The 14,867-nt window shown below is 69.0% G+C and carries 14 protein-coding genes and 1 pseudogene; 6 read left to right on the top strand and 9 right to left on the bottom strand.

Annotation, left to right across the window (positions count from 1 at the left end; translation table 11 throughout):
* Positions 1–70: 70 nt before the first annotated feature.
* The 3 genes from OPF83_RS07185 to OPF83_RS07175 form a co-directional block, all read right to left on the bottom strand.
* Positions 71–898, bottom strand: coding sequence for an SDR family NAD(P)-dependent oxidoreductase (locus tag OPF83_RS07185; RefSeq protein ID WP_264886631.1), 828 nt, complete (start codon positions 896–898; stop codon positions 71–73).
* Between the two features lie 42 nt (positions 899–940).
* Positions 941–1,669, bottom strand: a complete 729-nt coding sequence (locus tag OPF83_RS07180; protein ID WP_264886630.1) for a sulfite exporter TauE/SafE family protein — start codon at positions 1,667–1,669, stop codon at positions 941–943.
* 72 nt (positions 1,670–1,741) lie between these two features.
* Positions 1,742–2,218 carry a nuclear transport factor 2 family protein gene (locus tag OPF83_RS07175; RefSeq protein WP_264886628.1) on the bottom strand — a complete coding sequence of 159 codons (477 nt, stop codon included), beginning with the start codon at positions 2,216–2,218 and terminating at the stop codon, positions 1,742–1,744.
* Positions 2,219–2,298: 80 nt separating this feature from the next.
* Here OPF83_RS07175 and OPF83_RS07170 point away from each other — a divergent pair, with 80 nt between their 5' ends.
* The 3 genes and pseudogenes from OPF83_RS07170 (at position 2,299) to OPF83_RS07160 (ending at position 4,453) form a co-directional block, all read left to right on the top strand.
* Positions 2,299–2,979: a TetR/AcrR family transcriptional regulator gene (locus OPF83_RS07170; protein WP_264886626.1), complete on the top strand. Its 681-nt coding sequence runs from the start codon at positions 2,299–2,301 to the stop codon at positions 2,977–2,979.
* A 30-nt stretch (positions 2,980–3,009) separates the two neighbouring features.
* A pseudogene (locus OPF83_RS07165) lies at positions 3,010–3,576 on the top strand (SDR family NAD(P)-dependent oxidoreductase); the annotation flags it as partial.
* Positions 3,577–3,718: 142 nt separating this feature from the next.
* Complete coding sequence (locus OPF83_RS07160; protein WP_264886624.1) at positions 3,719–4,453, top strand: hypothetical protein; 735 nt, start codon at positions 3,719–3,721, stop codon at positions 4,451–4,453.
* A gap of 81 nt (positions 4,454–4,534) precedes the next feature.
* Here the strand turns inward: OPF83_RS07160 and OPF83_RS07155 are convergent, their stop codons facing one another.
* On the bottom strand, positions 4,535–4,948 hold the full coding sequence (locus OPF83_RS07155) for a YciI family protein (RefSeq protein WP_264886623.1): 414 nt from the start codon (positions 4,946–4,948) through the stop codon (positions 4,535–4,537).
* Between the two features lie 71 nt (positions 4,949–5,019).
* Positions 5,020–6,756: an AMP-binding protein gene (locus OPF83_RS07150; RefSeq protein WP_264886621.1), complete on the bottom strand. Its 1,737-nt coding sequence runs from the start codon at positions 6,754–6,756 to the stop codon at positions 5,020–5,022.
* A gap of 264 nt (positions 6,757–7,020) precedes the next feature.
* Here OPF83_RS07150 and OPF83_RS07145 point away from each other — a divergent pair, with 264 nt between their 5' ends.
* Positions 7,021–7,623: a TetR/AcrR family transcriptional regulator gene (locus OPF83_RS07145; protein ID WP_264886619.1), complete on the top strand. Its 603-nt coding sequence runs from the start codon at positions 7,021–7,023 to the stop codon at positions 7,621–7,623.
* 40 nt (positions 7,624–7,663) lie between these two features.
* Here OPF83_RS07145 and OPF83_RS07140 read toward each other — a convergent pair whose 3' ends face one another.
* The 4 genes from OPF83_RS07140 to OPF83_RS07125 all read right to left on the bottom strand — a co-directional run bounded on the left by OPF83_RS07140 (position 7,664) and on the right by OPF83_RS07125 (position 12,206).
* Positions 7,664–7,843, bottom strand: coding sequence for a DUF6440 family protein (locus tag OPF83_RS07140; protein ID WP_264886617.1), 180 nt, complete (start codon positions 7,841–7,843; stop codon positions 7,664–7,666).
* A gap of 634 nt (positions 7,844–8,477) precedes the next feature.
* Entirely contained in the window at positions 8,478–8,903 is a 426-nt protein-coding gene (locus OPF83_RS07135; RefSeq protein WP_264886616.1) for a hypothetical protein, read from the bottom strand.
* Positions 8,896–10,503, bottom strand: a complete 1,608-nt coding sequence (locus OPF83_RS07130) for a sodium:solute symporter (RefSeq protein WP_264886615.1) — start codon at positions 10,501–10,503, stop codon at positions 8,896–8,898. Before OPF83_RS07130 ends, OPF83_RS07135 begins: the two co-directional genes overlap by 8 nt.
* Before the next feature lie 44 nt (positions 10,504–10,547).
* A complete protein-coding gene (locus OPF83_RS07125; RefSeq protein ID WP_264886614.1) occupies positions 10,548–12,206 on the bottom strand; it encodes an AMP-binding protein in 1,659 nt (552 codons plus the stop codon).
* A gap of 66 nt (positions 12,207–12,272) precedes the next feature.
* Here OPF83_RS07125 and OPF83_RS07120 point away from each other — a divergent pair, with 66 nt between their 5' ends.
* Both OPF83_RS07120 and OPF83_RS07115 read left to right on the top strand, forming a co-directional pair.
* On the top strand, positions 12,273–13,052 hold the full coding sequence (locus OPF83_RS07120; RefSeq protein WP_264886613.1) for an enoyl-CoA hydratase/isomerase family protein: 780 nt from the start codon (positions 12,273–12,275) through the stop codon (positions 13,050–13,052).
* Between the two features lie 4 nt (positions 13,053–13,056).
* Positions 13,057–14,832 carry a helix-turn-helix domain-containing protein gene (locus OPF83_RS07115; RefSeq protein WP_264886612.1) on the top strand — a complete coding sequence of 592 codons (1,776 nt, stop codon included), beginning with the start codon at positions 13,057–13,059 and terminating at the stop codon, positions 14,830–14,832.
* The last annotated feature ends 35 nt before the right edge of the window (positions 14,833–14,867 follow it).

Raw genomic sequence — 14,867 nt, 5'->3', positions numbered from 1 at the left:
AGATTTCAGCGACGATCCGTCGGCAGCGGCAGTGCCTGCGCCAGCAGTAGTGGCACGGGCTCCGTGCCGGTCAGCCCCAGCGGGACTGGCCGCCGTCGAGCGGGATGGTCGCACCGGACAGGTACGAGGCCTCCGCCGAGCAGAGCCAGGCGACGGGCCGGCCGATGTCGGCGAGCGGGTCACCCACTCGGCCGGCGGGGATGCCAGCGACGAACTCGGCGGCTTCTTCCGGGTTGTTCTCCATCCACCAGTCAAGCCCGGGACTGTGGGCGTGCGGGGCGATGTTGAGAGCGCGGATGCCATCGGCGGCCCATTCGTAGGCGGCGGCGCGGGTCAGGGCGCGGACGGCCTCCTTCACCGCCGAGTAGATGCCGTAGTTGGCAGCGTCCCAGCGCACGGCCGCGGAGGTGACAAGGTTGATGATGGTGCCGCCGCCGCGCGCAGCCATCGCCGGGCGGGCCAGCTTCATCAGCGAGAAGGTGACACGGGGGCCGCCCTCGAACGCCTTGCGGAAGTCCTTGTCGGGGTAGTCGGACAGCGGCAGCGGCATGGCCATATTGGCGTTGTTGACCAGGATGTCCACGCCACCCAGTCGGTCGACGGCGGTGGAGATGATGGTCTCGGGGGCGCCGTCGGTGACGATGTCCACGGCCAGGCACTCGGCGGTGCCACCGGCGCTGCGGATCTCCTCGGCCACGCGCTCGAGTTTGGACAGGGTGCGGCCGACCAGCAGGATCGCGGCCCCGGACTCGGCCAGGCCGAGCGCGATGCCGCGGCCCACGCCCTGGCCGCCTCCGGTGATGATCGCGATCTTGCCGGCGAGGCGGTCCGCGCGGTCTGCGCCGGGAGCCGTGCGGGCCGAAGCCGGGACGGGGTCGAGCGGGGAGTTGTCGGTCATGGTTCCTCCACGTGAGTTGACGGGCTATCGAGAGTTGACGGGTTACGCGGTGATGATGGTGACGATTCCGGCGATCACCACGAGGGCGATCACGGCGGAGCGGAACACGTGCGTGGGCAGGCGCGTGGCGATGGCGATGCCGAGCTGGTTGAACACGACGCCGGCCACCACACAGGCGGCGAGCATCGGCCCCAGCGCGCCGTCGTCGAGGGTGGTGCCGGTCGCCAGCAGCGCCAGGGAGACGATGCTGGTGACGACGAAGTAGCCGGCGAGGTCGGCGATGAAGCTCAGCGGCGGCAGCTTCGCCCGACCGAGCAGCAGGACGACCGGCGGACCGTTGAGCGAGGTGGTGGTGGAGAAGTAGCCGCCGATCACGCCGGTGACCGCGGTCAGCCACGTTGAGGGCGGCCTGACCGTCGTCGAGCCGGGGAGCGCCATGAGCAGGCCGCACACCACGGTGATCACGCCCGCGGCCGGTTTGAGGTACTGCTCGGGCAGCATGCTCACGGTCTCCACGCCGAGCCACGCCCCCGGCAGACTCGCCCCGCCGAGCAGCGCCACCCTGCGCCAGTCGATGTGCTCACGCAGCTGGACGGTTACGCCGACGCGCGTCACCAGGGCCACCACGAGGTTGATCACGACGGTCTCGGTGAGACCGATCCCGGCCATGAGCATGAACGGGGTCGCCATGAGCGACGTGCCGAAGCCGGTCGCGCCGCCGATGATCGAGGCCACGGCCATGCACACCGCCGCGATCGCGATCAGTTCCACGCGTATGCCCTACCTCGTCGTCGTCGTTGTCGTCGTCAGGGTGGTCCTCGTCCACCCCACCCGCACGGTCCGCTAGTGGTCCCCCGTCGCGGCGAGGTGGTTGTCGTTGAGCCGGAAGCTGGGCACGTCCTTGAGGTTGACCATCGCCTCGTAGGTGCGCTTGTAGCCCGTCTTGGTGATGAGCCACCGACCGTCGCGGAAGGCATAGGCGTCGTCGTAGAAGGCGCTGCCGAAGATGTAGGTGTCGAAGGCGGGGACGATCACCCGGTCCTGCAGGTACCAGACCCCGGTCGCGGTGTCGCCGTTGATCTCGATCTCCGGGTGGTGGAGCTGGTGCTCGGTGATCACGTCATCGGTCATCTGCCCCTTGAGACCCTCGACCACCTCGTCGCGACCGGTGTAGGACAGGCGCTTGCCGTAGGTAGCGGTGACCTCCGGGGCGAGGGTCGCGGCGAGCTCGTCCCACAGTCGCAGGTCCACGCAGCGCATGTAGCGGTACTTGAGGTTCTTGATCGCGTCGACGTCGTCGCGGCGGTCACGTGAGGTCATGTCGGGGGCCTTTCGAGAGGGGAATGGAACGTGTTCTACGTCCACCTCAGCGACTGTAGTCAACTGTGTACAGTTTGGGAATGGCACGCGAGAAGTCGACCCCGGAGCCTTCGTCCGACCTCCCCGACCCCATTGGCACCGGTCCCCGCCCCACCGGCCGCGACGAGGTAAGGACGGCCGTCCTCCGCGAAGCCCGGCGACTGTTCTCCGAGCGCGGCCCCCACGTCCCGCTGCGCGACATCGCCGATGCCGCAGGGGTGAATCTCGGCTTGATCCATCGCCACATCGGCCGCAAAGACGCCCTGATCACGGCGGTCATGCAGGATGCGGTGCGGTTCGGCGCCGCACGGCTGGAGAACACTGACAATGCCGGCGAGGCCGTGCACGGCATGCTGCTCGGGGCCTCGTCACACCCCGAGATCAGCCGCCTGCTCGCCTGGCTGGCACTGGATCGCGAGGCCGCGTTCCCGCCGATGGTCGACCCGTCGCAACGGCCCGCCGCAGCGCTTCGCCGGATGGACAACCCGCCGCCCGCGGGAGACGCGGAACTCCTGCTGGTGTTCACCGCGGTCTACGGCTGGCCGGTCTTTCGCGGCCCGATGCTCGACGCGTTGGACATCCCCGAATCCGAACGGGAGGGTATCGACGAGCGCGTGGCCGACCTCCTGGCCCGCGTGGTTGTCGGCGGAGCCGCAGCGCCGGATGCCGACACCCGGACCCGTACCGGCGAACCTCCCGCACCCGTGGCAACAAGTGAGTAGAACTTGTTCCAGCAGCTTTGCGTAATGATGGTCGCCGCGGCAACCGGGAACTTCGGTCGGCTGGACATCCTCGTCAACAACGCCTGGAAGGGATCCGGCTTCGCGCGCTTGGAGAACATGACGGACGAGAAGCTGCGCGGCGGTTTCGAGATGGCCGTGATGGCTGCGTTCTGGGCGATGCAGGCGGCGCTGCCGGAACTGGAGAAGCACGGCACCGGCCGGGTGATCAACCTGTGCTCACTCAACGGCGTCAATGCGCACATGTACTCGGTGCAGTACAACGCCGCCAAGGAGGCACTCCGCACGCTCACCCGCACCGCGGCCCGCGAGTGGGCCCCCAAACACATCAGCTGCAACGTCATCTGTCCCGGCGCCCAGAGCGAGGCCTACCGCCGAGTCGCCGAGGCCAACCCCGAGATGGCGGCGACGATGGCGGCGGCCAACCCGATGGGCCGGGTGGGCGACCCGCTCAACGACATCGGACCCGTGGCCGTGTTTCTCGCCGGCGACGCGAGCAGCTACCTGACCGGCAACACGCTGTACGTCGACGGCGGCAGCCACATCAACGGCGTCCAGTGGGCGCCCGAGGTCGACTGAGAATGCTCGTCACGCCTGCCAGCACCGGGCCGCGGCGTGACGAGAAGGGCCGACGGGAGTGCCGACGATTCTCAGCGTTCTCCCGATGAAGACTGTCGCGCGTGCCACGTACATTGGGACCAGTACTGGCAGGAGGATCGTCATGCAGGAGCACCCCTCACCCGAGCACGAGCCGGGGCCGTCCGAGGCCTACGCGGCAGACCGCTCGGACGCTGCCCGGACGCGGTCGTTCGAGACCGAGCCGTTCGCAACCGAGAAGTTCGAAACCGAGCCGTTCTACGGCGAGCCGGGCGGGTCCGGGCAGTTCTACGGCGAGCCGGTCGGGCCCCAGTCCGACGCGACCCGCGCACACGACCGATTCGACGCGGAGACGCGACCCCTCCCACCTGCGCCCGGGCCGGAGCGCCCGGCGTCCCGCCCTGCGGCGAGCTACGAGCCTCTGGCGCACGAGGGCGGGCTCCCCTACGGGAAGCCGCCGGCACCGGCCTCTTCCCCGCCAGAGCAGTTCGCCCCCCGGAGTCTCGGCCAGCAGACGTTCGGCCAACCGTCGTTCGGTCACCATGGGCCCAGCAGACCGCCATACGGACCGCAGCGCTATGGACCTCAGCAGCGCGGGCCGCAGCAGTTCAGTGGCCAGCAGCCCGGCTACCAGCAGTTCGTCCCGCAGCACCTGGCGATGCCCCTGCAGTCCGCGCCCGGCCCCTACCCACAGCAGATGCCCGGGCAGAACTACCCGTACCCGCCGCAGCACTTCCAGCAGATGGTCGTTGTGAACGACAGGCGCCGCGTCAACCACCCGCTACACCTGATCCTCACCCTGCTCACGGCCGGACTGTGGCTACCGGTCTGGATCATCCTGATGATCGCCAATTCCTGACCGGATCCGACCAGTGACGCCCGCCCCGACATCTGCTCCGGCGATTACTCCGACGACTACAGCGACGGCCGGTCCGACGACTCAGCCCGTCCCGTCCGCCGACGATGATGATGACGACGACGCACCGTAGAAGGGCCGCAACTCGAGCCACTCCCTGATGGGCTCCCCTCCGGCGCCGGGAGCCGCGGCCAACTCGAGGGCACGCTCGTACGTGGCGGCCTCGATGATCATCCCGCCGGCGACGAGATCCCTGTCGTCGGGAAATGGGCCCTCCGTGACGGCCGGCTGACCGTCACCCCCGGAACGGACCCAGGCACCCGACTCCGACAGCGCGAAGGACGTCACGAACTCACCGGTCGCCTCGATGCGGGCCGCGAAATCGTTCATGTACTGCACATGAGCGTCCACCTCCGAGGGAGTCCACTCGCTCATCGGCACGTTGTTGGGCGGCTCCGGGGCGCCGCGGTAATGCTTGAGAAGCAGGTACTTGGCCATACCGACCCCCTTCCGGCGTGTGCACCACCCAGTGTCCCGCACACGCCGGTCGGGCGATACCGGAAAATAGATCAGGCCGGCTGGCGGCCGTAGCGCTCGTACTGAGCCAGGAGCTCGGCCTCGTCGTCGTCGTCCAACAGGCGGTACTCGAGCGCCTTCGTGTCACCCAGGTACACGGCGTCGGGCACCGTCCAGGACTGGCGGCGCAGGTCCTTCTTGTCGATCTTGCGCGTCGCGGTGACCGGGATGTCCTCCACCACCCGCACGAAGCGTGGCGCCCACTTGGTGCCCAGATCCGACTGCTCGCCGAGGAACCGACCGAACTCCGCCGGGTCGAACGCGGCACCGGCGGCCATCTGGACGGTGGCCATGACCTGGTCGCCCGTCCGCGGATCCGGAACCGGGTACACCGCGACCAGTGCGACGCCGGGGAACCTGGCGAGGATCCGCTCGACGGGCGCAGCGGCGAAATTCTCGCTGTCCACGCGCATCCAGTCCCCACCACGGCCTGCGAAGTAGAAGTAGCCGTCCGCGTCGCGGTAACCCAGGTCACCCGACTTGTAGGTCGCACCGTCGACGCGCTCCGCGGTGGCCTCCGGATTGCGGTAGTAGCCCTCGAAATTCGCAGCACCCGTGCGGTTGACGATCTCGCCGATCGCGACGTCCGCGTTGACCAGCCGGCCGCCAGCGTCGAACTCCGCCGGCGGGCACTCCCGACCGTCCGGGTCCACCACGTGGACGTCCATGAACTCGGGCGGCACGCCGAGAGAGTTCCGTGGCGTCTCGGGCGTGAGGCTGAGGATCACTCCGCCCTCGGACGACCCGTAGCTCTCGATGGGTCGGACACCGAAGCGGCGCTCGAACTCGTCGCGGTCGTGCGGCGACGCCTCGGTGCCGAACACCAGGCGGAGCGCAGTCTCACGCTCGGCCGGCGACTCGGGGACCGCGAGGATGTACGCCAGCGAGCGGCCGACGTAGTTGAAGAACGTCGCGCCGAACTTCTGGATATCCGGCAGGAAACCCGAGGCCGAGAACTTGCGGCGCATGCTGAACGTCGCGCCCGAGAAGACTGACGGGCCCCAGCAGGAGAAGATCGCGTTGCCGTGGAAGAGCGGCATCGAGTTGTACGTGACGTCCGCGGTGGTGAACGACAGGTGGTTGATCGCCGAGAGGGCCGCCATGCGACCGGTCGAGCAGATGACGGCCTTCGGTGCGCCGGTCGAGCCGGAGGTGAAGGTCAGCAGCAATGTGGCGGCCGGATCCTCGGCCTCGGGGATCCGGGGAAGCTCCATCTCCCCCGCCGCCTCGAGCGCCTCAGCCCACCGCAGACTGTCGATCGTGAGCACCCGGTCCGCATCGACCCCCGTGTCCAGCCCGTCCAGCAATTCGGCCTGGGCGGAGTCGGTGATGATGAGGTCCACGTCCACGCTACGGATATCGGCAGCGAGCTCTGCCCCACGGCGGGTGGGATTGATGCCGACGATCGTGGCCCCCGCCAGCGCACCGGCGCCGATGAGGAAGATATAGTCCGGCACGTTCTCCAGTAGCAAGCCGACGTGAAACGGCCGGCCCTCGCGGCGAAGGTCGCGCAGCACGACTGCCCGCTTCTCGGCCTCTCTCACCACCTCGTCCCACGTGAAACTCTGGTCCTCGAACAGCAGCCCGGGACGGGTATCGCCCCGGCGGCGAGCGAGGATGTCCGCGAAGGTGAGCCGCTGCTCGGCGACCTCGTCCGGGAGCAACCTCTCGACCTCGGCCGCTGCCGGGTCGGCCGCGTTCGCGTAATTCGCACCGGTGGTACTCGACATCCGTGAGTTCCTCGCATCCCTCTCGCAGGTGGGCACCCTGCCGCGCCGACATAACAACTGTTGTGTGAACGAGCTCGAGTGGTAACACTAGTGGATACGTGTCACACGTCACAAGTGCGTGGAGTCGACTACCGTGTGGACCTGCGCGCCGACGCTGACGCGCCGGGCCCGACCGGACCCGACCCCCACCAGCAAGCCCTGCCAGCCCAGTCCAGCCCAGCGCAGCCCAGCCCAGCCCAGCCCAGCCCAGAAGCGAGGACCACCGTGACCACGCCGCCGTCGCGTGTCGACACCAACCGCCGCGAGATCGCAGCCGCGGCATGCACACTGGTAGCCGACGGCGGCCTCGACAGCATCTCCATGCGGCGGGTCGCCACACACCTGGGAGCCACAACGGGGTACATCTCGCACTACTACGCGGACAAGAACGACCTGCTCGAGGCGGCACTACGCGAAGCGCTCTCGGAATTGACCGACCTCGCCGAGCCCCGGTCCACCAACCTTGCCGAGTGGATCGACAACGCAGTGCGGACACTTCCGCACAACGTCGCCTCGCAGCGGTTCTGGCGGATTCACACCGCGTTCCAGTCGGCCAGCCTCCACAGCCCGCGACTGGCCGACATCCTGCACACCTACGTGGCGGAGCAGATCTCGACTCTGGCCGGACACCTCGCCGACGAGATCGGGACAGCCTCAAAGCCCGAGGAACTCACCACACTCGCCCGGTCACTGTTCGCGCTGGTATCGAGCCTGGGCACCACGTCGACCATCACCCCGGATGTGTTCACCCCGGAGCAGTTCAGGACGATCATCCACTCGTCGGTGCACGGCCTCATCGAGGAGTTCACCGAGCGCAGCGACGCCTGAGCGCCTACTGACAACCCGAGGGAACGACCCGCCAGCCGGATCAGAGCTGGATGATCGGCTTACCGTCGGCCCCCAGCAGCGGTATCAGGCCGCCCCCGAAGCCACCGAACCGCCACAGGTAACAGACCCCAGTCTCAGTGTCGCGGAAAATCTCCACGCCATCGCTCATCCCCATGGATTCCTTGTGGATTCTCTCGAATCGCCTGTCACCCTTGGCCATGAACACATCCTGCCAACTGGCGACCCACCGAAGAGGCCGGACGTGAATCACGGATCCGAGCAGAGATAAGAGGAATCGCCGGGGGCCACGGAGGGGGACTACGCGACCCCCGGCGATCCTGACGCGCGATGATCTCGGTCGCAACCCTGGGGGGAGGGTCCGCGGTGTCCGTACATCGCAGCGAAGTCGGCGACAGCTGGCGGGGGGCATCAGCTTTCGCTACCGACATCCTGAATCGTAGCTCGCACGGCCGAACTTCACAACTGTCAAGTTTGTCGGCAGTAGCTGATCTGGCGGATTCTTCTCATGTGTCCTGGGGCCTCGGACTCCTTGCCCTCGATCGCTGTGCCCGCCGACGTCGTCGTCACGATCAGGTCGAGGCGACGCCGACCTCCACCGTCCGCGACTCCTGCATGTCCTCGACCGGGTACCGCTCCCATTTCCTGACCGTCGCCCCCTTGCTCATCACCTATTCCGTCACGCGGGCCTTCACGCGGAAGCAATTGCCGAACGGAACCGACGACGAGGAAGAACCGACGAGACCGCCCCGCACCGCGCGGGGCGGAACGGGGCGATCTCGAGGGTGGCGCCGGCGCGGAGCTGGTACAGCGCCATAATGGCGCCGGGCGTGGGATCAGACCACTGATCGCTTCTCGTCGATGGTCCGGTCGAACACGAGCGCGTAGAGAAGTCCGGCGACCACGGCGGTGTAGGGCCAGATGAAGTAGACGATCACGGCCATCGAGGTGGGGATCCCCCACAGGGTGGAGCCACCACCGAAGGACAGGATCGACCACAGCACCAGCGCGGCCAGACCCGCGCAGTAGGCGACGATCGCCGTGGTGGACTGCTTCTCCCAGCTGCCATCGGCGCGCAGCGACCCCTTGAGCATGAGCACCAGTGCGAACAGGGGAACGCTGAGGAACACTATCTGCCAGATGTCGGCCAGCATTCCGATCAGGGCGAACACGCAGACCAGGGCGAAGGCGTGGATCAGCATGTCCGCGCGCTTGTGATCGGGCTCGGGGGCGCGGGTGGCGGCGAGAACAGGCTCAGACATGGTCGTTCCTTTCGGTAGTCGCGGAGGGCGCGGCGGTCGAGGCAGGCGCGGCGGTCGAGGTGGACGCGCCGGCCCCGGCGCCGGCGGTGGCTGTGCCGGTGTCCGCGGATGCGGCGAGACCGCCGATCGGGGTGCTCGGCCCGCCGTAGAGGTGCTCCAGTGTCGCGTCGGGATGCCGGTTGGAGGTGACGAGCGAGACCGCGTAGAACAGCAGGATCGACACCAGCAGCGAGAGCCCGCCGACCTGGAGGTACGCGGGCATGGTGATGACCTCGCGTGCGGCAAGTGAGCTGATCACAAGGTTGCCGACGATCGCGAAGATGATCGTCACGGTCGCGGCGGTGGCCGTGGCGCGATGCCAGTAGATGGACATCACAACGGGGCCGACGATCGCGGCGGCGAACGCCGCCCAGCCCAGTGCGCCGAGCAGGAACACGACCTGGGACAGGAACAGGGTCAGCAACACGGAGAGCACGACCAGGACCAGCGAGGAGATGCGGCTCCACAGCAGTTCGCGGACCACCTTGACGCCGAATGCGGTGGGCAGGTCCCGCATCATCGAGGAGGCACCGATGGTGATGAAGCTCGAGGCTGAGGACATGATCGCGGCGAGCAGGCCGGTCAGCGCGATTCCGCCGACGACCGGGTGCGTGACCGAGTCGAGGAACCAGATCGCGGTGTCGTCGATGTTCTCCAGCTCGGGGGCGTCCCCGGTGATCGTCATGGCGCGGGTGGCCAGGCCGATGCCGATGGAGAACAGGGTGGTCACGGCGTAGGCGATGCCGGCGACCGCGGCGCCCCATTTGAGCTGGGTCATGTCGCGCAGCATGAGGAACTTGGTGAGCAGCTGTGGCTGCCCCACGGCGCCGACGAAGATCAGCAATCCGAAGGAGAAGATGAAGGTCGGCGACTTCACACCGTCGATCGCCAGGATCTCCGCGCTGGTCGCGCTGATGGTGTCGAGCATGGGCACCCAGCCACCGGCGGAATGAACCGCGAAGAAGAACAGTCCCACGGACATGACCACCATCAGCACGCCCTGGATGAGGTCGGTCCACACGGCGGCGAGCATGCCGCCGGCCATGGTGTAGGCGGCCACCACGAGGGAGCCGATCCAGGCGCTGGTGGCGACGGAGGTGCCGAGCAGCAGGGAGATGATCACGCCGATCGCGGTGACCTGGGCGGTCATGTAGGCCACGGCGGCGATGAACACCGCGACGGACATGGTGGCATGCGAGGTCTTGTCCTGGAACCTGACCCGGATGAGGTCGGGCACGGAGTACACGGCGTGCTTCTTGCCGATCCAGTTCAGCCGGCTCCCGAGGAGGAACCACGCCACGGCGAAACCGAACGGGGCGAACAGACCCACGGCGACGAGTGCCTGGAAGCCCCAGGCGTAGGTCTGGCCGGTGCCGCCGACCATGCCCCATCCGGACTGGATTGAGGAGAAACTGGCGATGGCCATCACAAAGAAGCCGAGTGACTGCCCGGCGACGAGGAATTCCTTGGCGGACTTCATCTTGGTGTTGGCCCAGGCGCCGATGGCGAACATCAGCACGAAGTAGGCGAGGACCACGCCTATGACTACGGGATTGTTCATTGCATTTCCTCTGGTGAAGGAGTCTGGCTCGTCGGGAAAAGGGGTCAGCGTCCGTGGTCGGCGCGGAGTTGCGCGCGGCGGATCTTGCCCGTGTTGGTGGTGGGGAGTTCGCCTAGGAAGACGACCTCGCGCGGGTACTGGTAGAAGGCCAGGCGCGTCTTGACGAAGTCCTGGATCTCGGCGGCGAGCTCGTCGGTGGCGGCGGTCCCGGCGGCGGGGACGACGTACGCGACGATCGCCTCACCGCGCAGTTCGTCGGGCACGCCGATCACGGCGACCATCTCGACGGAGGGGTGTCGCAGGATCTGGTCCTCGATCTCGCCCGGCCCGACGCGGTACCCGGCGGTGGAGATGACGTCGTCGTTGCGGCCGGCGAACCAGTAGTTGCCGTCGTCGTCGACCGTCGCCAGATCCCCGGTGTGCAGGACGCCGCCGCCGGTCTTCTCCGCCGTCTTCTCCGGCGCGTTCCAGTAGTGCAGGAACGCGTTGGGACTGGGCAGGCGGACGCAGATCTCACCCGTCTCGCCGGGGGCGACGGGCTCACCGAGCGGGTCGAGCAGCACCAGGTCGAAGCCGGGCGTGGGGCGCCCCATGGATCCGGGCGGGGTGTCGAACCGGGCGTGACAGGTGCCCACGATGAGGTTGAGCTCGGTCTGTCCGTAGATCTCGTTGACGGAGATCCCCAGCGCCCCGCGTGCCCATTCGGCCACGGCCTCGCCGAGTGCCTCGCCGCCGGAGAACGCCGCGCGCAGGACCGTGCGGGAGTAGTCCACGTCGGCGGCGCGCATCATCTTGAGGATCGTCGGCGGCAGGAACGAGCAGGTCACCGCGTGCCGGCGGAGGATGTGCTCCACGGTCTCGGGGCTGGGTCGCCGGTCGGAGGCCACCACGGCTACACCGCTGTAGAGGCTGGGCAGGAGCACGTCGAGCAGGCCGCCGGCCCACGCCCAGTCGGCGGGCGTCCAGAACACGTCGCGCGTCGCCGGGAAGCCGTCGAGCGCGCGGACGACGCCGGGCATGTGGCCCAGCACGACGCGGTGCCCGTGCAGGGCGCCCTTGGGTTGACCGGTGGTGCCGGAAGTGTAGATGAGCAGGGCGGGGTCGTCGGGGCCGGTGTCGGGGACGACGACGTCGACGTCGGCCGAATCCGTGACGGACAGCGGTAGCACGGTGAGCCCGCCTGTCTCCCCCGCCACCAGCGCACCCGTCTCCCCCGCCACGAGCACGGTGCGCAGCTCCGGTAGTTCGGCGAGTTCGGTGGCGAGGCGCTCGTAGCAGGCGGCGTCGAACACGGCTGCCACCGCGGCAGAGTCGCCCATGCGGAACAGGGCCGCCTCGGGTCCGAACTTCACCGACAGCGGGACCGCGATCGCACCCATGAGGTAGGCAGCCATGTGGGCGACGGCCGTGTCGGCGGACTGGGCGCACATCACGGCCACGCGGTCACCCTCGCCGACCCCGCGTCCGCGGAGGAAGGTGATGAGGCGGCGGGCGCGCTCGCCGAGCTGGCCGAAGGTGGTGACCTCGGGCGGGGCGTCACCGCGGTCGGTGATGATCGCCGGGGCGTCGGCGGGGTGCGCGTCGGTGCAGGCGGCGCCGATGTTGAACCGGTCGGGGATCTCCCAGGCGAAGCCCTCGGGCTCCAACTGGGGACTCCACGGGGCCTCCCGCTCGCCTGTGATCTCACTCAGGTTGTGGTGCATGCCATGACGGTAGGAGTGGCCCACACCACATACAATGGAGCTTCCCCCACTACTTGGAGCCTGACTATGTATGAACATCTGTCCGTTGACTTCTCGGACGGCATTGCCCTCATCACCCTCGACCGGCCCCCGGTCAACGCCCTGTCCCGCGCCATGCAGGAGGAACTGCGCGCCGTCTCGAGTGACGTCGCGGGCCGCTCCGACGTGGACGCGGTGGTGTTCACCGGCAGCGAGCGGGTGTTCGCCGCCGGCGCGGACATCAAGGAGATGCGCACCATGACGCACGCGCAGATGGTCACCGAGGCCCGCGACCTGCAGTCGGCGTTCTCCGCCGTGGCCGCGATCCCGCAGCCGACCGTCGCCGCGATCACCGGCGCGGCCCTGGGCGGCGGCATGGAGCTCGCCCTGTGCTGCGACCGCCGGATTGCCGAGTCGCGGGCCAAGCTCGGCCAACCCGAGATCCTGCTCGGCATCATCCCCGGCGCCGGCGGAACGCAGCGCCTCCCCAGGCTTGTGGGTCCGGCCGTCGCCAAGGACCTGTGCCTCACCGGACGGACCCTCACCGCCGCCGAGGCGTTACAGCTCGGTGCCGTCGAGGAGGTCGTGGACGACGGCACCGCACTGGACCGCGCACTCGACTGGGCCCGACAGTTCGTCGGCGGGCCGCGCATCGCCCTGCGTGCGGTGAAGGAAGCCGTGGACCGTGGGATCGAGGTGGACCTAGAGACCGGGCTGGCGATCGAGCGTGCGCTGTTCGCCGCGCTGTTCGCGACCGAGGACCGCGAGATCGGCATGCAGTCGTTCATGGACAACGGGCCGGGCAAGGCCGAGTTCACCGGCCACTGACCTCGTGCCCGTCGATCTGAACCGTGGGTTGCGCGACGTCCTCGACGCGGCCGCGGAGCTCGCCTCCGCCCGCGACGAGGACGCGGTCCTGCACATCGCCATCCGCAGGGCCCGCCAGCTCATGGGCACCGATCTCGCCTATGTGATGCTGCTCGACCCCGAGCGGGGCGACACCTACATGCGGATGGCGGAGGGCGCGACCAGCCCGCGGTTCGACACCATCCGGCTAGGCATGGGACTCGGCCTCGGCGGCCAGGTCGCCGAGGCCATGGCCCCACGCTGGACCCGCAACTACCTGTCCGACGCACAGTACACGCACGTGATCGACCCGATCATCGTCGAGGAGGGACTCACCGCGATCCTCGGCGTGCCGGTCCGGACCCACGGCCGACTCACCGGCATGCTCTTCACCTCCGACCGCACCGAGCGGGACTTCACCCAGGACGAGATCACCCTGCTCGCACTGCTGGCCGACCAGATCTCCGCCGCCCTCACCGCAGCCGCCCGCGCCTCCCGCGACCGCCGCCAGCTCGACGAGACCCGCGACGCCCTCGACCTCGAACGCACCCGCACCGCGACCCTGTCCGCCACGGTGGACATCCACCAGCGCCTCACCGAGCTGGTCGTCCGCGGAGCGACCGTCCGCGAGATCGTGGAACTGCTCGTGGAGTTCGAGGGCGGCACCGCGGCCGTGTTCGACCTCGCCCACCGGGAACTCAGCTCCACCCGGTCCAGGGAGGGGCCGCCCGTCGACCTCCTCGAGCAGGTGCTACGTGAGGTCACGGCGGAGACCGAACGCCCCGCGGGGCCCACGACCCGGCAGGTGGCGGACCACGTCGTCGTCGTCACCCCGGTCGTCACCGGCCCGGACCACCTCGGGTACGTCGCGATCGGCGGCCGCGGCGCCTCCCCCACCACCGGCGTCGCACTGGGCCGGGCCGCGTCGGTGATCGCCCTGTTCCTCCTGGGACACCAGGCGCGCGACGAGGCCGACAACCGCGTGCGTGGCGAGCTGCTCGCCGAACTGCTCTCGCCCGGCGAGCACGATCTCGACTCGATCGGACGCCGCGCCGACCTCCTCGGCGTGGACCTCGACACCCACCTCGTCGCCCTGGTGATCACCCCGCCCGAGACCCGCATGAGCCGCGCGCTGCAGACCGACTGCCGCGCCCTGGCCCGCGCCGAGGGCGGACTCGTCACGACCTACGGCGACCGCGCCGTGATGCTCCTGGCCGGCTCCGACGCCGGCGACACCGCGCGCGACGTGGCCGGTCGCCTGTCAGCGCACCGGGCGACGGTCGGCGCCTCCGGGCCCCTCCCGGGCGTGCGGGGGCCCGCCGGGTCGGACGACGGCGGGAGCGGTACCGGCAGGAGCGGCGACCATGTCGGTGATCACGTGGAGAGGGCCCGCAGGGCGGCCCGGCTGCTCATTGCGCTGGACCGCGAGGGCGACGGCGCCGCGACCGAGGAACTGGGACTCTACGGCCTACTGTTCAGTGAGGTCGACCGCGAGTTCGTCACCCAGTTCATCGACAGTCACCTCGGGCCCGTGCGCGCGTTCGACCGCAGCCGCGGCACCGATCTGACCGCCACGCTGCAGGCGTGGTTCGCCGCCGAGGGCAGTCCGTCCGCCACCGCCGAGCAGCTGTTCGTGCACGTCAATACCGTGTACCAACGACTCGAGCGGCTCGACGCGGTGCTCGGTCCCGGCTGGCGGCGCGGCGACCGGGCACTCGAGCTGCGCCTGGCACTGCGGATGGCCGAGCTGCGCGACGGCTGAGGGCACGCGGCAACGCGGCGGCACGGCAGCTGAAT

It is taken from the genome of Dietzia sp. NCCP-2495 (assembly GCF_026011735.1).
Lineage (GTDB): Bacteria > Actinomycetota > Actinomycetes > Mycobacteriales > Mycobacteriaceae > Dietzia.
The sequence above is the reverse complement of the archived record's forward strand: the minus strand, read 5'-3'. Positions and strand labels throughout refer to the sequence as shown.